We start from the raw sequence: 17,774 nt of genomic DNA, 5'->3' as shown, positions 1-17,774 counted from the left end.
CCCCGGGGCCGTGGCCGCGCCCCCGCTGACGACCGAGCCCGCCGGACCCCGTCCGGCGGGCTCGGTCGCGTCCCCGGCCCGCCCGGAGCCCGCCCGTGCAGACCGGGCCGCGCCGGACCCCGCGCCCCCGGGCCGGCTGCTCGACCGCGCGCGCCTGGCCGTCGTCTGCCTCGGCCTCGTCGCGCTGGCGCTGTCCCAGTCGCCGGGCCGGGTCGTGTCCGACACCAAGCTCGACGTCTGGGTCGACCCGCTCGGCTTCCTCGGCCGGGCGCTGTCGATGTGGGACCCGGAGGGCTTCGCCGGCCAGGTGCAGAACCAGGCCTACGGCTACCTGTGGCCGATGGGCCCGTTCAGCGTCCTGCTCCGCGGCGCCGGCCTGCCGCCCTGGGTGGTCCAGCGGCTGTGGTGGGCGCTGCTGCTGTGCGCCGCCTTCCTCGGCGTCGTGGTGCTGGCGCGGCGGCTGCGGATCGGCTCGCCCGCCGCGGTCGTCCTCGGCGGCCTCGCGTACGCGCTCGCCCCGCGGATGGTCACCTCGCTCGGCGCGACGTCGATCGAGGTGCTGCCCATGGCGGTCGCGCCGTGGGTGCTGGTGCCGCTGGTCGGCGCCGCGGCCCTGCGCTCCCCGCGCCGGGCGGCCGCGCTGTCGGGGCTGGCGGTGTTCTGCGCGGGCGGGGTCAACGCCGTCGCCGCGGCCGCCGTCCTCCCGCTGCCGGTGCTGTGGCTGCTCACCCGCCGCCCGGGGCGGGCGCGGCGGCGCCTGGCCGCCTGGTGGGCGCTCGCGGTGGTGCTGGCCACCGCGTGGTGGGCCGGGCCGCTGCTGCTGCTCGGCCGCTACAGCGTCCCGTTCCTCGACCTGATCGAGACGGCGGCGACGACCACCGCGCCCACCGACCTGCTGTCGGTGCTGCGCGGCACCGACCACTGGGTGCCGGCGCTGGCCACCTCCGCGGGCCCGCTGTGGCCGGCCGGCTGGTCGCTGCTGCACGACGCCGTCCCCGTGACCGCGACCGTGGTGCTCGCCGCCGCCGGCCTCGCCGCGCTCTGCCGGCCCCGGCTGCGCGAGCGGACCTGGCTGGTGCTGGGCGTCCTCGCCGGCGCGGCGCTGGTCACGATGGGCCACCTGGCCGCCGTCGACGGCGTGCTGGCCGGCTGGCTGCGCGAGGCCCTCGACGGCCCGCTGGCGCCGCTGCGCAACGTCCACAAGTTCGACCCGGTGCTGCGGCTGCCGCTGGTGCTGGCGCTGGTCGACCTCGTCGCCGCCGCTGCCGCCGCGGCGGCCCGCCCCGGTGCGGTCCGGCGCCCGGGCCGGCCGCTGCCCGCCCTCCTCGCCCGCGCCGCCGCGCCGCTGCGCCGGGCCGCCCCGGCCGCGGCCCGCGTCGGGTACCGGGCGACCGTGGCCGTGGTCGTGCTCGGCGTCGCCGGGGTGGCCCTCCCGGCGGTGCAGGGCCGGCTGGCGCCGCCGGCCGGGTTCGAGGCGGTGCCCGGCTACTGGCAGCAGGCCGCCGACTTCCTCGCCCGCGACACCCCGTCCGGGCGGGCGCTGCTGGTCCCCGGCTCCTCCTTCGCCACCTACGGCTGGGGGACGCCGAACGACGAGCCGCTGCAGGTGCTCGCCGAGTCGCCGTGGGAGGTGCGCAACGCGGTGCCGCTCGCGCCGAACGCGCACGTCCGGGTGCTCGACGCGATCGAGGCCCGGCTGGCCGCGGGGCAGGGCTCGGAGGCGCTCACCCGCTACCTGGCGCGGGCCGGCATCTCCCACGTCGTCGTCCGCAACGACCTCGACGTCGGGGCCTCCGGGTCGCCGCGGCCGGTGCTCGTGCACCAGGCCCTGCGGGACTCGCCCGGCATCCGGCGGGTCGCCGCCTTCGGCCCCGACTTCCCCGGCGCCGCGCTGCTGGGGCGCGTCTTCGACGCCGGGCTCGCCCAGCCGCTGCCCGCGGTCGAGGTGTTCGGCGTCGCCGACCCGGCACCCCGGGCCTGGACGGCGCCGCTCGCCGACGCCGTCACCGTGTCCGGCGGGCCGGACGGCATCCTGGCGCTGGAGGACCAGGGGCTGGTCACCGGGCGGCCCACCGTGCTCGCCGGTGCCGGCGTCGAGGGCACCGGGGCCGTGGCGGTCTCCGACGCGCTGGTGCGGCGCGAGCGCAGCATGGGCCGCCTGACCGACGCCGCCTCGCAGGGGCTGGCGCCGGAGGACCCGCTCCGCCTCGACGCGCCCGCCCGCGACCACCTGCTCGACGACCAGGCGGCCGCGGAGAGCGTCGTCCGCTACACCGGCGCCGTCCCGGGGGCCGCGGCGTCGGCGTCGGACGCCGACAGCTACGGCGGCGCGGACCCCGCCCGCTCGCCCTCGGCTGCCGTCGACGGCGACCCCACGACCGCCTGGTACCCGCCCGACGACGTCGGGACGCCGGCGCCGGTCGAGTGGACCCTGCGCACCGACGAGCCGGTCGGCGCCCTCGCCATGAGCGTGACCCTGCCGCCGGACGTGGCCGCCGACCCGCCGTCGGTGCTGCTGGTCGGTACGGACACCGGCTCGCTGCGGGTCCGCCCGGCCGCGTCGGCGGCGCCGCAGCAGGTGCCCCTCCCGCCGGGCGCCACGCGGTCGATCCGCCTCTCGGTGCCGGCGGGCGAGACGCTCGGGCTGGCCGAGGTGGCGGTCCCCGGCCTGACCGTCACGCGCTCGGTGGTGCTGCCCGACCCCGGCGTCCCGGCCGACGCCTGGGTGCTCGCCGCGGCCGGCGCCCCCGTCGCCGGGTGCGCCACCTCCACCGACGCCGACCTGCGCTGCGGTGCCCCGCTCGTCGACGCCGCCGAGGAGCCCGCCGGCCTCGACCGGGTGCTGACCGTGGCGGACACGGGGGGCGGCGACGCCTCCTACGACCTGGCGCTCACCGCGGTGCCCCGCGCCGGCCCCGCGCTCGACGAGCTGCTGGCCTCCTCGTCGGGGACGTTCAGCCGGGTGGCCGCGAGCAGCACCGCCGTCCCCGACCCGCGGGCGGGCGCCGCCGCCGTCGCCGACGGGGACCCGGAGACCGCCTGGCACGCCGCCGCCGACGACGGCTCGCCCACCCTGGTGGTCAGCTGGCTGACGCCGCAGACCGTCGACCGGCTGCGCGTGGAGACCGCCGGGTCGGTGACCGGTGCCCGGCCCGGCGCGGTCACCCTCTCCGGCGGCGGGATCACCCGCACCCTGCGCCTCGACGACGACGGCGCGGTCTCCTTCACGCCGGTGACCACCGACCGCCTGACGATCACCTTCGAGCTGGCCGGGCGCACCGAGTCCTTCGACCCCTACACGCGCACGACCTCCGACCTCGGCGTCGTCGTGGGCGAGCTCGAGGTCACCGCACTCGCGGTGCCCGACCCCGGCCGGGTGGTCGAGGTGCCCTGCGGCGAGGGGCCCGTGGTCGCGCTCGACGGGCAGCGGTTCGAGACGTCGGTGCGCACCACCCTCGGCGCGCTGCGCGACCTCACCCCGCTGCCCCTCGAGCTCTGCGACCCGGCGGGGGAGACCCTGCGGCTCGCGGCGGGGGAGCACCGGTTCACCGCCGCCGGCACCCCCGAGCTGGCCGTCCGGTCCGCCACGCTGCTGCGCACCGGCGGCGCGCTGGCCGCCACGCCCGGCGTCGACGTCGACCGCGCCGCCGCCGACGTCGTCCGCTGGGGGACCGAGCACCGCGAGGTCCGGGTCGCCGCCCGCGACGAGCCGGCCCTGCTCGTGGTGCCGGAGAACGCCAACCCCGGGTGGACCGCCACGCTGGACGGCGCCGCGCTGCAGGGGGTGGCCGTCGACGGCTGGCAGCAGGGCTGGGTGCTGCCCGCCGGGGCCGCGGGCACCGTCCGGCTGGACTACGGGCCCGGCGGCACCTACCGCGCGGCGCTGGCCGGCGGGGCCGCGGCGGTGGCGCTGCTCGTCGCGCTGGCGGTCTGGAAGCCGGCGTCCGCGCCCGGCCCGCCCGCGCGCCCGTCCGCCCGGCCCGCCCGCGGCCGGCGGTTCCTGACCGCGGTCGTGGTGCTCGCCGCCCTGGCCGGCACGGCGCTGGCCGGCGGGGCGGTGGGCCTGGCGGTGCTCGCCGTCGCCGCCGTGCTGGGGGTGGCCGCCGGGCGCCGCCGGTTCGCGGTGCTGGGCGTGCTCGCCGCGTCGCTGGTGGCGGCCGCGGGCGTCCTGCTGGCGGTCGACGGCGCCGCCGACGCGCGTCAGGCGCTCGGCGTGGCCGCGCTGTCGGTCGCCGTCGCCTCGGTCCTGCCGCTGCCCTCGGCGCCGCCGCTGCGCCGCCGGCGCGGGAGCGCCACGCCGTCGGCCACGTGACGGAACCGCCGCAGCGGCCGCTCCACCAGGACGTACAGCAGCCACGCGACGCCCACCCCCGCGAGCCAGGTGGCCGGCGCGACCAGCACGAGCGGGCCGGTGAACACCGGCGTGCCCGTGAGGTCGTAGCCGCCGGTCAGCAGCACCACGTGCACGAGGAACAGGCCGTAGGAGACCTCGCCGAGCAGCCGCGCGGTGCGGCCGGACAGCGCCGCCCGCACCCGGCCGCCCTGCTCGCCGAGGACCAGCGGCGCCACCAGCAGGACGGCGACGCCGCCGTAGAGCAGGGAGCGGGTGACGGCCTGGCCGGCCGACGGCGCGGCCAGGCCGAGCGGCCCGGCCACCGGCGTGCAGGCGATCCAGAACAGCACCGCCGCGCCGGCCCAGCAGGTGCCGAGGCCGCCGGCGAGCTCTCGGGCGATCCGCACCGGCCGCCAGCCCGGGTCGGCGACGGTCAGCGCCGCCAGCGCGACGCCGCCGGCGAACCAGCCCGAGAAGGCCGGCAGCCACAGGTCGGTCGGGACGAAGGTGCGCTGCGCGGTCCAGACGGCGACCAGCCAGGCCAGGCCGAGGAGCGCGACGCCGCCGAGCGCCGCCAGCACCGGCCAGGGGCGGCGGGGGTCGCGCCGGCCGAGGCGCACCAGCCCGCCGGCGGCCAGCGGCAGGACCAGGTAGAACGCGACCTCGGTGCACAGGCTCCACGTGTGCGTGAGGCCCGCCGCGAAGCCGCCGTCGTCGTAGACCTGCACGAGCAGCAGGTGGCGGACCCAGGTCGCGGGCCCGGCGCCGTCGTTGCCGGGCAGGAGCAGCAGCGCCGCGGCGACGGTGAGCCAGTACGCGGGCAGGATCCGCAGCGCCCGCCGCCACAGGTAGGGGACCGCGCGCGGCGCCGGCCGCCCCTCGGCCGCCGCCAGCAGGAACGGGCGGGACAGCAGGAAGCCGGCCAGCACGAAGAACACCGGGACCCCGACGTCGAGGTGGGCGAGGACGCGGCCGAGGGCGGAGGACGTGTGGTCGCCGGTGGCGAACGCGGCGTGGGTGAGCACCACCGCCGTCGCGGCGAGGGCGCGCAGGCCGTCGAGCGCCGGGAACGCCCGCTCGGTGCGAGCGGCCGGGCCCCCCTCCAGGGCGGCGGAAGCCGTCACCGGTCCTCCCGTCGTCGCGGTGTCCCTCCTGCGGGGAGCCCGTCCCGGCCAGCGTAGGAGGGCGGGGCTACCGGTCGGTAGGGTCCGCCCCCGGACGAGGAGGTGCCGTGCGGGGACGCGGACGGCTGGGCGAGCAGGTGCGCGCGGACTGGACCCGGCTGGGCGCCGAGGACCCGCTCTGGGCGGTCTGGGTCGACCCCGACAAGCGGGGCGGCCGCTGGGACGTCGAGGAGTTCCTCGCCCTCGGGCGCGACGACGTCGACCGCACCCGCGCCTGGCTGGAGCGCCTGGGCCTGCCCACGGAGTGGGACCGCGTCCTCGACTTCGGCTGCGGCGCCGGCCGGCTCAGCCAGGCCCTCGCCCCGCACGCCCGCGAGGTCGTCGGCCTCGACGTCTCCGGGCCGATGCTCGCCCGCGCCCGGGAGCTCGACCGCAGCGGCGGCCGGTGCCGCTTCCTGCTCGCCGAGGACGCCGACCTGCACCCGGTGCCCGACGCGTCGGTGGACCTGGTGCTCACCGAGCGCGTCCTCCAGCACCTCCCGCCCGGCGGCGCCGAGCGGGCGCTGGCCGGGTTCCTCCGCGTGCTGCGGCCCGGGGGCGTCGCGGTGCTGCACTGCCCGACGACGCCGCTGTGGACGGCCCGCGGGGTCGTCTGGCGGGTGGCCCCGACCCGGCTGGTGCGCTGGGCGCAGACCCGGCTGCTCGGCTATCCGGCGCCGATGCTCATGACCGGCGTGCCGGAGGAGCGGGTGCGGGCGGTCGCCGCGGCCGCGGGCGGCCGCGTGGTGGACGTGCAGGCCGTCGTCGAGCCGGCGACGCACTGGGCGGCGGCGCGCTACGTCGTCGTCAAGGACGCGGCCTGACCCAGGCCCCCGGCACCCGGGGTCAGGCGCGGCGGGCGACCAGCTGGACGAGGACCTCGGTCGCGACGTCGGTGTCCTCGGCCAGCGAGGTGACCTCGCCCCGCTCGACGCGGGCGAGCATCAGCTCGTTGAGCCCGCCCACGGCGGCGAGCACCAGCGCCCGGCCGACCGGGCGCACCTCCTCGGGGTGCCGCTCGGCGAGCTCGGTGGCCACCGCGCAGATGAGCTCGACGTAGCGGTCGATGACCTGGCGGCGCAGGGCCAGCGCCGGCCGGCCGGCGGCCTGCACCTCGACCAGCGCCGCCCAGGCGACCTCCGGGTTGGCCGCCAGCACCTCGAGGTAGGCGCGGACCGCGGTGCGCAGCCGGTCGGGCCAGGGGAGCCCCGCGGCCCGCTCCTGCGCCGCGTGCACCGTGGCCAGCATCTTGTCGGTGGCCCGCGTGTAGAGCTCGAGGAGGCAGTGCTCCTTGTCGCGGAAGTGCGCGTACACGATCGTCTTGGACACCCGGCCCTCGCGGGCGATGTCGGAGATCGTGGTGGCCCGGTAGCCCTTGGCCGCCATGCAGGTGGCCAGCGCCAGCAGGATCCGGACGCGCCGCTGGGCGTCGTCCTCGGTGAGGTCCTCCGGGGTCACGAGGGCTTCCACGCCCGTGATGCTAGGCGTCGCGGGGCCCCGCACCGGCCTCCGACGCGGCCGCCGTCCCGTTCCCGGCTCCCGCGGACGGCCCGGCGAACGACTCCGCGACGACGACGGCACGCGCGGTGTACAGCAGCCAGTCGTACGGCGTGCCCCACACCTCCTCGACCGGCACCTGCTCCCACCGGGCGCCCGGCCCCGTGGCCCGCAGCGCGGTGAGCCGGGAGAAGGGCAGCGCGCCGGTGCGCAGCGCCTCGTCGAGGTCGGGGTTGTAGCCGACCGGCACGGTCACCCACAGGTGCCCGCCCGGGGCGAGCAGCTCGTGCAGCCGCCGCACCGCCCGCCCCGCCTTGCCGGGGTCGCGCGGCTCCTCGTCGAAGCCGACGTGCTCCAGCGTGCTGATGGCCAGCACCAGGTCGTAGCGCCCGTCCCCGTCGAGGTCGACGACGTCGGCGTTGCGGACCCCCGGCGCCCGCTCGTACTTGTCGACGACGTCGTGGGTGACCGGTCGGTAGTGCGACAGCACGTTGCCGACCTCGAGGACGCGCGGTGCCGGCCCGTGCGCGGCCGGCGCGGCGTCGAGCACCGCCTCGGCGAGCGGCACCTCGACGGCGCGCTCGTTGAGCCACGTCCAGTGGTAGGGGTGGCGCAGCAGCCGGTGCTCGGTGCCCTCGTGCCGGACGGTCGCCGTCCACGGCCGGCCGGCACGGGCGCGGCCCAGCGCCCAGCGCGTCCCCCAGGACAGGCAGGCGGCGGCGACCGGGACGGCGCCCCGCTGCCGGGTGTGCTGCAGCACGCGGGCGGCGATGGCGGAGGCGGGCACGGCGCAGGAGTCTAGGTGCGCCGGGGGCCCGCCCCGGCCGGCGCCGCGGACCCCGGGGTCGGCGCGGGTCAGCGCAGGATCAGCGCGGTGGCATGCGCAGGGCGCCGTCGAGCCGGATGGTCTCCCCGTTGAGCATCGGGTTGTCGACGATCGCGAGGGCCAGCCGGGCGAACTCGTCGGCGACGCCGAGCCGGCGCGGGTGCGGGGTGGCCTGGCCGAGGGAGTCGCGCACCTCCTGCGGGAGCCGGGCGAGGATCGGGGTGTCGAAGGTGCCCGGGGCGATGGTGACGACCCGGACGAGCCGCTGGGCGAGGTCGCGGGCGGCGACGAGGGTGAGCCCGACGATGCCGGCCTTCGCCGAGGCGTAGGGGAGCTGGCCGACCTGTCCCTCGTAGGCCGCCACCGACGCGGTGAGGACGCAGACGCCGCGCTCCTCGCCGTCGACCGGCTCGTGGGCGGCCATCCGCGCCGCGGCCTGGCTCAGCACGTTGAAGGTGCCGATGAGGTTGACCCGCACGACCGACTCGTAGAGCTCCAGCGAGCCCGGCCGGCCGTCGCGGTCGACCACCCGCATCGCGCCGCCGCGGCCGGCGCAGTGCACGAGCGTGCGCAGCGGGGCGAGCCCGTCGGCCACCGCGACGGCGGCGGCGACCGCGTCGGGGTCGGTGACGTCGGCGGCGACGAACCGCGTCTCCCCGCCCAGGGAGGCCGCGACGTCGGCGCCGGCCGACGTCGGCAGGTCGACGAGCACGGTGGGCACCCCGAGTCCGGCGAGCCGGCGGGCGGTGGCGAGGCCCAGGCCCGACGCCCCGCCGGTGACGACCGCGGATCCTGCAGTGACGTCCATGGACCTGCCCTCCCTCGGGTGCGCGCCGGGCGGAGCCTCCCACCGCGGGTGAGGGGACTCACCGCCGGTGCGGGAACACATCGCCCGCCGCCGCTGTCGTCCCCTGGGTGACCGCCCCGACGAACGAGCGCACGCCCGTGCGCGCCTACGCCGTCTGGCTCACCGCGCTGGCCGCCTACGTGGTCGCCGTCTTCCACCGCGCCTCGCTCGGCGTGGCCGGGGTGGAGGCGCAGCAGCGCTTCGACGCCGGCGCCTCGGCGGTCTCGCTGTTCCTCGTGTTGCAGCTCGCCGTCTACGCCGGCCTGCAGGTGCCGGTGGGCGTGGCGCTGGACCGTTTCGGCTCGCGGCGGCTGATCGTCGCGGGCGGGGTCACGATGGCCGCCGGGCAGCTGGTGCTCGCGCTGGCCACCGACGTGCCCACCGCGATCGCCGCGCGCGTGCTGGTCGGCGCCGGCGACGCGATGACGTTCATCAGCGTGCTGCGCGTCGTCGGCTTCTGGTTCCCCGGCCGCACCGTCCCGCTGGTCACCCAGCTCACCGGCATCCTCGGCCAGGTCGGGCAGATCGTGGCCGCCTACCCGCTGGTCGCGCTGCTGCACTCGGCCGGCTGGCGCAGCACCTTCCTCGGCGCGGCCGCGGCCGGCGTGCTCGTCGTCGTCCTGGTGCTCGCGACGCTGCGCGACACCCCGCCCGGGACCGAGCTCGCCCCCGCCGCCGGGCTCGCCGACGTCCGGCGCAGCCTGGCGCTCACCTGGCGGGAGCCCGGCACCCGGATCGGTCTCTACACCCACCTGGTCACCCAGTTCTCTGGCACCGTCTTCGCGCTGCTGTGGGGCTATCCGTTCCTCGTCGTCGGGCAGGGGCTGTCCCCGGCGACGGCGGCGTCGCTGCTGACCCTGCTGGTGCTCGTCGGCATGGGCGTCGGGCCGCTGCTGGGCCGGCTGTGCGGGCGCTGGCCGCTGCGCCGGTCGGTGCTGGTCTTCTCGATCCTCGTGCTGACCGCGGGCACCTGGACCGTCGTGCTGCTGTGGCCCGGCCGCGCGCCGCTGTGGCTGCTCGTCGTGCTCGTCGTCGTGCTGGGCACCAACGGCCCCGGCTCGATGATCGGGTTCGACTTCGCCCGCACCTGGAACCCGGCCGAGCGGCAGGGCAGCGCCAGCGGGGTGGTCAACGTGGGCGGGTTCGTGGCCTCGCTGCTCACCATCCTCGCCGTCGGCGCGGTGCTCGACGCGCTCACGCCCGGCGCCTCCACCGCCTACGACCTCGACGCCTTCCGCGCCGCCTTCGCGGTGCAGTACCTGTTCTGGGCGGTCGGCCTGGTCGGCGTCGTCAAGCACCGCCGGGCGCTGCGCGCCCGCCTCGCCCGCGACGGCGTCGTGCTCGCGCCGCTGTACGTCGCGGTGTCGGCCCGGCTGCGCGGGGGCAGCGCCTACCGCTGAGCGGTCGCGCCCCACGGGGCGCGGACGGCAAGATCGCGGCCATGGACGTCGTGGTCGGGCTGGACAGCGGGACGACGGCGACCAAGGCGGTGACCGCGGGCGCCGACGGGCGCGTGCGCGACCTGGTGAGCGTCGGCTACCGCCTGTCGGTACCGGCGCCCGGCCGCGCGGAGCTCGACGCGCAGCGCCTGGCCGACGCCGCCGTCGAGGCGCTGGCCGCCGTGAGCGCCGCCGCGCGCGAGCGCGGCGACCGGGTGGTCGGCGTCTGCCTGTCCGCGGCGATGCACGGCCTGGTCCCCATGGACGACGACGGCCGTCCGCTCGGCCCGGTGGTCACCTGGGCCGACGACCGCGCCGCCGGCTTCGCCGAGGCCCTGCGCGCCGACGGCCGGGCCGGCGGGCTGCACACCCGCACCGGCACGCCGGTGCACCCGATGTCGCCGCTGCTCAAGCTCGCCGCCCTGCGCGCCGAGGACCCCGACCGGCTGGCGTCGGTGCCGCGCTGGGGCGGGGTCAAGGAGCTCGTGGTCTCCGCGCTGCGCGGCGGCCCGCAGGTGCTCGACCGCGCCTGCGCGTCGGCGACCGGTCTGTACGGCATCCGCGCCGGCACGTGGGACACCGAGGCGCTCGACGTCGCCGGCGTGCGCGCCGCCCAGCTCGGCGAGGTGCTGCCGACGACGGCGGTGCTGCCCGGCCTGCGCCCCGAGGTGGCCGCGGCCACCGGCCTGCCGCGCGACACCCCGCTGGTGATCGGCGCCTCCGACGGCGTGCTGGCCAACCTCGGCATCGGCGCGGTGCGGCCGGAGGTGGCCGCGGTGTCGCTGGGCACGAGCGGCGCGATGCGGGTCGTCGTCCCCGCGCCCACGGTCGACCCCGCGCACCGGCTGTTCTGCTACGCGCTCACCGAGGACCACTGGGTGGTCGGCGGCGCGGTCAACAACGGCGGGTCGGTGGTGCGCTGGGCGGCGCAGGCGCTGGCCGACGGCGACGCCCTGGTCGGCGAGGAGGCCGACGAGCTCGACGCCCGGCTGCTGGAGGAGGCGGCGGGCGTCCCGGCCGGCAGCGCCGGGCTGCTGTGCCTGCCCTACCTGCTCGGCGAGCGGGCGCCGTGGTGGCGCTCGGGCCTGCGCGGCGCCTACGTGGGCCTGCGCCGCGAGCACCGCCGCGGCCACCTGGTGCGTGCCGCCGTCGAGGGGGTGTGCCAGCAGCTGGCCCTGGTGCGCGACGCGTTCTCGGCCACCGGGCTGCCGGTCACCGAGGTGCGGGCGACCGGCGGCGCGGTGGCCTCCCCGCTGTGGGTGTCGACGCTCGCCGCCGCGCTGGACCTGCCGGTGCGGGTGGCCGACTCGCCGGAGGGCACGGGGCTCGGTGCCTGCCTGCTCGGCCTGCACGCGCTCGGCGCGCTGCCCGACCTCGACGCCGCCACCGCGCTGGTCGGCGTCTCCGACCCGGTCGAGCCCGACCCGGCCGCCGCCGACCTGTACCGGCGCACCCGGCCGCTGGTCGAGCAGTCGGCGCGGGCGCTGGCCGACGTCCTCACCACCCTCGACGCCCTCGACGACACCCCGTCCCAGACCCCCGCCTGAGCCCTGGAGGAACCGCCATGCCCGAGGTCGAGCCCGCGCTGGGTGCCGGACCGCTGCTCCTCATCGCCGCCGCCGCGGTGGGGGTCCTGCTGTTCCTCATCATGAAGCTCAAGCTGCACGCCTTCCTGGCGCTCGTCCTCGTCAGCCTCCTGACGGCGCTGGCCACGCGGATCCCGGTCGCGGACGTCGTGACCACCCTGACCACGGGCTTCGGCAGCACGCTCGCCAACGTCGCGCTGCTGGTCGGCCTCGGCGCCATGCTCGGCCGGCTGCTGGAGCACAGCGGCGGGGCGCAGGTGCTCGCCGACAGCCTCATCCGCCGCTTCGGCGAGAAGCGCGCGCCGCTGGCCCTGGGCGTCGCCGCGCTGCTGTTCGGCTTCCCGATCTTCTTCGACGCGGGCCTCGTGGTCTTCCTGCCGATCGTGTTCACCGTGGCCGCCCGGCTCGGCGGCTCGCTGCTCACCTACGGCCTGCCGGTCGCCGGCGCCTTCGCGGTCATGCACGCCTTCGTGCCGCCGCACCCCGGGCCGGTCGCGGCCGCCGAGCTGATCGGGGCCGACATCGGGCTGACGCTGGTCTTCGGCCTGCTCATCGGCCTGCCCACCTGGTACCTCGGCGGCTACCTGTTCGGGCTGTGGGCCGGGCGCCGGTACGACGTCGCCGTCCCCGACATCCTGGCCGACGGCTCCCCGCGCACGGCCGACGACGAGCCGGACCCCTCGGTGGAGGGCACCTCGCCGGCCATCGCGTCGGGCGGCTCCTCCGCCGGCGCCCGGACCGGCACCGCGACCCGCCCGGCGCCGCCCCGCTTCGGCACGGTGGTGGGCATCCTGCTGCTGCCGCTGGTGCTGATCTTCCTCAACACGGGGCTGTCCACGCTGGCCAGCGCCGGCGTGGTGGACGAGTCCTCCGTCGTCGTCCAGGCCGGCCAGCTGGTGGGCGCCACCCCGGTCGCCCTCCTCATCACCGTGCTCGTGGCGAGCGTGGTGCTCGGCCTGCGGCGCGGGCAGAGCGGCGCGCAGGTCGAGTCGATCGTCAACAGCGCCCTCGGCCCGGTCTGCGCGATCATCCTGATCACCGGTGCCGGCGGCATGTTCGGCGGCGTCCTGCGCGCGAGCGGCATCGGCACCGCGCTGGCCGACGTCCTCGGCGACATCGGCCTGCCGGTCATCGTCGCGGCGTTCGTCGTCTCGGTCCTGCTGCGGATCGCGCAGGGCTCGGCGACGGTCGCCCTGACCACCACCGCCGGCCTCATGGCGCCGGTGATCGAGGCGTCGGACGGGCTGACCTCGATCGACCTCGCCCTGATCGTCATCGCCATCGCCGCCGGGGCCACCGTTCTCTCGCACGTCAACGACTCGGGCTTCTGGCTGGTCAGCCGGTTCTTCCAGATGGACGAGAAGACGACGCTCAAGACCTGGACGGTCATGGAGACGCTGCTCGGGACGATCGGCTTCGCGCTGGCGCTCGTGCTCAGCCTCTTCCTGTAGCGGTCCGGGGCGCGGACGGCGCCGTTCCGCGCCACGATGACGGCCGGACCGCAACGGAGCGGGGAGGGTCGTCATGAGGGGTGCGGCGCGGGCGGCGGTGGCCGGCCTCGGGGCGGTGGCGGCGGTGGCCGCCCGGGACCTGGTGCAGCGGGAGCACACGCTGCTGCGCAACTTCCCGGTGCTCGGCCACGCCCGCTACCTGCTGGAGTCGATCGGCCCGGAGCTGCGGCAGTACCTGGTGGCCGGCAACAACGAGGAGCGGCCGTTCACCCGCGACCAGCGCCGGTGGGTGTACGCCTCGGCGAAGGGCGAGAACAACTACTTCGGGTTCGGCACCGACAACGACCTCGAGTACACCGCCGGCTACCCGGTGATCAACCACCGCACCTTCGGCCGCGCCGTCCCGCCGTCGCACCCGGCCTCGGCGGCCGACGTCGCCCTGCCCTCGGCGAAGGTGCTGGGCGGGCCGCGCGGTCGGGCGCGGGCGTTCCGGCCGGCGTCGGTGGTGAACGTGTCGGCGATGAGCTTCGGCTCGCTGTCGGGGGCCGCCGTGGAGGCGCTCAACCGGGGCGCGGCGCTGGCCGGGTGCCTGCACAACACCGGCGAGGGGGGCCTGTCGGTGCACCACCGGCACGGCGGCGAGCTGGTCTTCCAGATCGGCACCGCCTACTTCGGCTGCCGCGACGACCGGGGCCGCTTCGACCTGCGCCGGCTGCAGGACCTGGTGGCGTCGGCGCCGGTGCGGGCGCTGGAGGTCAAGCTCAGCCAGGGCGCGAAGCCGGGCCTGGGCGGGGTGCTGCCGGCGGCGAAGGTGTCCGCGGAGATCGCCGCGGCCCGCGGGGTGCGCGAGGGCGTCGACTGCGTGAGCCCGTCGCGGCACGCGGAGTTCACCGACGCCGACAGCCTGCTCGACTGGGTGGAGCTGCTGGCCGACGCGACGGGCCTGCCGGTGGGCATCAAGTCCGCCGTCGGCGACATGGCGTTCTGGGACGAGCTGACGTCGCTCATGGCCGCGGGCGACCGCGGGGTGGACTTCGTGACGATCGACGGCGGCGAGGGCGGCACGGGTGCTGCGCCGCTGATCTTCACCGACTCGGTGTCGCTGCCCTTCCAGCTCGGCTTCGCCCGCGTGTACTCGGCGTTCGCCCGCCGGGGGATCGCCGAGCGGGTGACGTTCGTCGGCGCCGGGAAGCTCGGCCTGCCCGACAACGCGGTGGTGGCGTTCGCGCTGGGCTGCGACACGGTCAACATCGCGCGGGAGGCGATGCTGGCGATCGGCTGCATCCAGGCGCAGAAGTGCCACACCGACACCTGCCCCACCGGCGTCGCCACCCAGAACGCGTGGCTGGCGCACGGGCTGGACCCGCAGCGGAAGTCGGTGCGGCTGGCCAACTACGTGGCCACCCTGCGCCGCGACCTGCTCAAGGTCGCCGAGGCGTGCGGCGTCGAGCACCCGGGGCTGATCGACACCGGGTCGGTGGAGGTGCTCACCGGGCGGACGGCGTCGACCCCGCTCGGCGAGGTCTACGGCTACGAGCCGGGGTGGGGGCTGCCCTCGGCCGCCGGCCGCGCGGAGATCGTCGCGCTCATGACGGACGAGGCGCCCCAGGGCGGCTCGGCGCCCCCGTCGGAGCACGCGCAGGGCTGACCCCGGCCCCCTGCAGGGGCCCGCCACGAGCCTGCGAGTGGTGGGGGGCAGGGGGCCCTTCCGCTATGCCTCGCCCCGGAGGAGCTGCTCGAAGGAGGGGACGTCGGCGAAGGGGTCCGCCGGGCGGGCCGACGCGGGGCGGCCGGTGACCAGGTCGGCCAGCTCGCCGGCGGCGCGGGTGACCCGGCCGCTGAGCTCGGCGCTGGTGCCGTCGCCGCCGGCCCAGTCCTCGCTCGCCGCGAACACCGCCGTCGGCACGGTCACCGCCCGCAGGTAGGCGAACAGCGGCCGCATGGCGTGCTCAAGCACCAGCGAGTGCCGCGCGGTGCCCGCGGTGGCCGCCATGAGCACCGGCTTGCCGGTGAGCGCGTCCTTGTCGAGCACGTCGGCGAAGGACTTGAACAGGCCGCTGTAGGAGGCGGTGAACACCGGGGTGACGGCGACGACGCCGTCGGCCCCGGTGACGGTCTCGATGGCCGCCCGCAGCGCCGCGTTGGGGAAGCCGGTGACGAAGGCGTCGGCGAGGTCGCGGGCGTGCTCGCGCAGCTCGACGACCTCGACCGTGGCGTCCTCGCCCCGCTCGCGCAGGGCGGCGACGGTCGCGGCGGTCAGCCGGTCGGCGAGCAGCCGGGTCGACGACGGCGTCGACAGTCCGGCGCTCACCACGGCCAGCGTGCGGGTGGTCACGCGGGCACCTCCTCGGCGGTGCGCCCCGTGACGTCGTCGCCGGCGGCGTGCACGGTCGGGTCGACCGCGCCGCCGCGCGCGGCGACGCGCGAGGCGTGGGTGGGGGCGTCGGGCACGTGCGCGGGCTTGAGGGCGGCGAACTCGCGGCGCAGCACCGGCACGACCTCCTCGCCGAGCAGGTCGAGCTGCTCGAGCACGGTCTTGAGCGGCAGGCCCGCGTGGTCGATGAGGAACAGTTGGCGCTGGTAGTCGCCGACGTAGTCGCGGAAGCCGAGGGTCCGCTCGATCACCTGCTGCGGGGAGCCGACGGTCAGCGGCGTCTCGCGGGAGAAGTCCTCCAGCGACGGGCCGTGGCCGTAGACCGGAGCCTCGTCGAAGTAGGGCCGGAACTCGGCGACGGCGTCCTGCGAGTTCTTCCGCATGAACACCTGGCCACCCAGGCCGACGATCGCCTGGTCGGCGCGGCCGTGGCCGTGGTGCTCGAACCGCGAGCGGTAGAACTCGACCATCCGCTGCGTGTGCTCCTTCGGCCAGAAGATGTGGTTGGAGAAGAAGCCGTCGCCGTAGTAGGCGGCCTGCTCGGCGATCTGCGGGCTGCGGATCGAGCCGTGCCAGACGAACGGCGCGACGCCGTCGAGCGGCCGCGGCGTGGACGTGAAGCCCTGCAGCGGGGTGCGGAACCGGCCGGACCAGTCGACGACGTCCTCGTCCCACAGCCGGCGCAGCAGCGCGTAGTTCTCGACGGCGAGCGGGATGCCGTTGCGGATGTCCTGGCCGAACCACGGGTAGACCGGGCCGGTGTTGCCGCGGCCCATCATCAGGTCGACGCGGCCGCCGGCGAGGTGCTGCAGCATCGCGTAGTCCTCGGCGATCTTCACCGGGTCGTTGGTGGTGATCAGCGTCGTCGACGTCGACAGCTGCAGCCGGCTGGTCTGCGCGGCGATGTAGGCCAGCGTGGTGGTGGGGGAGGACGAGAAGAACGGCGGGTTGTGGTGCTCGCCCAGGGCGAAGACGTCGAGCCCGACCTCCTCGGCCTTCTTCGCGATGGTGACGACGTCCTGGATCCGCTGCGCCTCGCTGGGCGTGCGGCCGGTCGTGGGGTCGGTCGTGATGTCGCTGACCGTGAAGATCCCGAACTGCATCTCGTCCTCCATCTAGTTGAGAGCGCAACTACGGTACCGCGTGCAACGCCTGAAGTCCTCGGGCATTCCCAGGCCCGCGTGACCGCGCCGTGACCTTCCCGTTGCTCTCGGTGACCGGTCCGGCACGGCCGGATGTGCCCACTCCGGAGGGGCCCGCGGCGCCCTCCCGCGCGGCAGCGGCGGTGGGAGCCTGTGATCACCGTCTCCGGCGCGCCGGGGCGGGCCGGGTCGGACGCGCACCGAGGGGGAACCGGGATGGCGCAGCAGGACGAGGGCACCGCCCAGCAGCGGGCGGAGGGCGGGGCCGGGCCCCGGCCGGGGAGCGGCCTCGACGGCCTCCTCGGCACGGCCCCGGTGTTCACCGGCGCCGTCCGCGGCTACGACCGCGGCCAGGTCGACGCCTACGTGGACTGGGCCGAGACCGAGGTGCTCGTCCTGCGCCGCGAGAACGACCACCTGCTCACCCGCTACGCCGCCGTCTCGGCCGACCTGCAGGCGGCGCGCGTCCGGCTCACCTCGCTCGTCCGCGAGCGGGACGCCGCACCCGGCCCGGAGGAGGCGCAGGCCCTCCGCGAGCGCGCGGAGCAGGAGGCCGCGGCGCTGCTCTCCGCAGCCGAGGAGGAGGCCCGGCAGGTCCTCGACGACGCCCGGACCGAGGCGGCGGCGCGCCTGTCCGGCGTCGCGGAGATGCGCGAGGCCGTGACGGCGCTGCGCGACCAGACCCGGTCGGAGGCCGCGGCGGTCCTGGAGGCGGCCCGCCGGGAGGCCGAGGGCCTGCGCCGCGCGGCCGCCGAGGAGCGCGACCGGCTCGACCGGGAGGCCGCCGAGGGGCGGGCGCGTGCCGACGCCGAGGCGGCCGAGCGGCGCCGCGCGCTGGAGTCCGAACTCGGCCCGCTGCTCGAGCGCTGCGAGCAGGCGCGCGGGTGGCTGCGCCGGCTGACCGGCCAGCTCGACGAGGCGCTCGCCGTGGTCGCGGGGGCGCTCCCCGGCGACGTCGCCGTCCTCGCCGACCGCCGCGAGGCGGGCACGGGAGGCGGCGCGGGAGGCGGCCCCGGGGACGGCGCGGCCGCCCCCGCGGACGGTGATGCGTCGCAGCTCACGGTGCTGCAGGGCGGCAGCCGGCCCGAGGTCGCGGCGGCCTCCTGACCGGCGCGG

Annotated in this window: 13 protein-coding genes; 7 read left to right on the top strand and 6 right to left on the bottom strand. The window is 77.4% G+C overall.

Going from position 1 to position 17,774, the window contains the following annotated elements; translation table 11 throughout:
• Nucleotides 1-10 precede the first annotated feature (10 nt).
• The gene (locus BUE37_RS10945) at nucleotides 11-4,312 is read left to right on the top strand and encodes an alpha-(1->3)-arabinofuranosyltransferase domain-containing protein (RefSeq protein ID WP_073420193.1); all 4,302 of its coding nucleotides are present in this window, start codon (nucleotides 11-13) and stop codon (nucleotides 4,310-4,312) included.
• On the opposite strand, the gene BUE37_RS10940 is transcribed toward BUE37_RS10945, so the two are convergent.
• Complete coding sequence (locus BUE37_RS10940; RefSeq protein WP_083628555.1) at nucleotides 4,201-5,457, bottom strand: acyltransferase family protein; 1,257 nt, start codon at nucleotides 5,455-5,457, stop codon at nucleotides 4,201-4,203. The two genes, BUE37_RS10945 and BUE37_RS10940, sit on opposite strands and share 112 nt — an antisense overlap.
• Nucleotides 5,458-5,564: 107 nt before the next feature.
• Between BUE37_RS10940 and BUE37_RS10935 the strand changes: the two genes are divergently transcribed.
• Nucleotides 5,565-6,320 (top strand): class I SAM-dependent methyltransferase, encoded by a 756-nt coding sequence (locus BUE37_RS10935; protein ID WP_073420192.1) that lies wholly within the window; start codon nucleotides 5,565-5,567, stop codon nucleotides 6,318-6,320.
• 22 nt (nucleotides 6,321-6,342) lie between these two features.
• Here the strand turns inward: BUE37_RS10935 and BUE37_RS10930 are convergent, their stop codons facing one another.
• The 3 genes from BUE37_RS10930 to BUE37_RS10920 form a co-directional block, all read right to left on the bottom strand.
• Entirely contained in the window at nucleotides 6,343-6,966 is a 624-nt protein-coding gene (locus BUE37_RS10930; RefSeq protein WP_139252926.1) for a TetR/AcrR family transcriptional regulator, read from the bottom strand.
• 10 nt (nucleotides 6,967-6,976) lie between these two features.
• A complete protein-coding gene (locus BUE37_RS10925) occupies nucleotides 6,977-7,780 on the bottom strand; it encodes a class I SAM-dependent methyltransferase (protein ID WP_073420190.1) in 804 nt (267 codons plus the stop codon).
• A 79-nt stretch (nucleotides 7,781-7,859) separates the two neighbouring features.
• Entirely contained in the window at nucleotides 7,860-8,627 is a 768-nt protein-coding gene (locus BUE37_RS10920) for an SDR family NAD(P)-dependent oxidoreductase (RefSeq protein ID WP_073420189.1), read from the bottom strand.
• 107 nt (nucleotides 8,628-8,734) lie between these two features.
• Here BUE37_RS10920 and BUE37_RS10915 point away from each other — a divergent pair, with 107 nt between their 5' ends.
• From BUE37_RS10915 to BUE37_RS10900, 4 genes are all read left to right on the top strand, one after another.
• Nucleotides 8,735-10,066 carry an MFS transporter gene (locus BUE37_RS10915; protein WP_073420188.1) on the top strand — a complete coding sequence of 444 codons (1,332 nt, stop codon included), beginning with the start codon at nucleotides 8,735-8,737 and terminating at the stop codon, nucleotides 10,064-10,066.
• A 41-nt stretch (nucleotides 10,067-10,107) separates the two neighbouring features.
• Nucleotides 10,108-11,652, top strand: a complete 1,545-nt coding sequence (locus BUE37_RS10910) for a gluconokinase (protein WP_073420187.1) — start codon at nucleotides 10,108-10,110, stop codon at nucleotides 11,650-11,652.
• Between the two features lie 17 nt (nucleotides 11,653-11,669).
• Nucleotides 11,670-13,142 (top strand): GntP family permease, encoded by a 1,473-nt coding sequence (locus BUE37_RS10905; protein ID WP_073420186.1) that lies wholly within the window; start codon nucleotides 11,670-11,672, stop codon nucleotides 13,140-13,142.
• Between the two features lie 73 nt (nucleotides 13,143-13,215).
• Complete coding sequence (locus BUE37_RS10900) at nucleotides 13,216-14,790, top strand: FMN-binding glutamate synthase family protein (protein ID WP_073420185.1); 1,575 nt, start codon at nucleotides 13,216-13,218, stop codon at nucleotides 14,788-14,790.
• A gap of 63 nt (nucleotides 14,791-14,853) precedes the next feature.
• Here BUE37_RS10900 and BUE37_RS10895 read toward each other — a convergent pair whose 3' ends face one another.
• Together BUE37_RS10895 and BUE37_RS10890 are read right to left on the bottom strand one after the other, a co-directional pair.
• On the bottom strand, nucleotides 14,854-15,477 hold the full coding sequence (locus BUE37_RS10895; protein WP_073420184.1) for an FMN reductase: 624 nt from the start codon (nucleotides 15,475-15,477) through the stop codon (nucleotides 14,854-14,856).
• Nucleotides 15,474-16,619: an LLM class flavin-dependent oxidoreductase gene (locus BUE37_RS10890; RefSeq protein ID WP_073420183.1), complete on the bottom strand. Its 1,146-nt coding sequence runs from the start codon at nucleotides 16,617-16,619 to the stop codon at nucleotides 15,474-15,476. Before BUE37_RS10890 ends, BUE37_RS10895 begins: the two co-directional genes overlap by 4 nt.
• A 255-nt stretch (nucleotides 16,620-16,874) precedes the next feature.
• Here BUE37_RS10890 and BUE37_RS10885 point away from each other — a divergent pair, with 255 nt between their 5' ends.
• Nucleotides 16,875-17,765 (top strand): DivIVA domain-containing protein, encoded by an 891-nt coding sequence (locus BUE37_RS10885; RefSeq protein WP_073420182.1) that lies wholly within the window; start codon nucleotides 16,875-16,877, stop codon nucleotides 17,763-17,765.
• Nucleotides 17,766-17,774: the final 9 nt, after the last annotated feature.

The organism is Geodermatophilus nigrescens, assembly GCF_900129495.1.
GTDB lineage: Bacteria > Actinomycetota > Actinomycetes > Mycobacteriales > Geodermatophilaceae > Geodermatophilus > Geodermatophilus nigrescens.
Note: the sequence above shows the minus strand (reverse complement) of the source record. Positions and strands in the feature narration are given on the sequence as shown.

What these genes read in the sequence shown, in the direction of transcription:
- BUE37_RS10920 (WP_073420189.1), bottom strand. Translation starts at nt 8,627, where the DNA reads ATGGACGTCACTGCAGGATCCGCGGTCGTCACCGGCGGGGCGTCGGGC.
- BUE37_RS10910 (WP_073420187.1), top strand. Translation starts at nt 10,108, where the DNA reads ATGGACGTCGTGGTCGGGCTGGACAGCGGGACGACGGCGACCAAGGCG.
- BUE37_RS10905 (WP_073420186.1), top strand. Translation starts at nt 11,670, where the DNA reads ATGCCCGAGGTCGAGCCCGCGCTGGGTGCCGGACCGCTGCTCCTCATC.
- BUE37_RS10900 (WP_073420185.1), top strand. Translation starts at nt 13,216, where the DNA reads ATGAGGGGTGCGGCGCGGGCGGCGGTGGCCGGCCTCGGGGCGGTGGCG.
- BUE37_RS10890 (WP_073420183.1), bottom strand. Translation starts at nt 16,619, where the DNA reads ATGCAGTTCGGGATCTTCACGGTCAGCGACATCACGACCGACCCCACG.
- BUE37_RS10885 (WP_073420182.1), top strand. Translation starts at nt 16,875, where the DNA reads ATGGCGCAGCAGGACGAGGGCACCGCCCAGCAGCGGGCGGAGGGCGGG.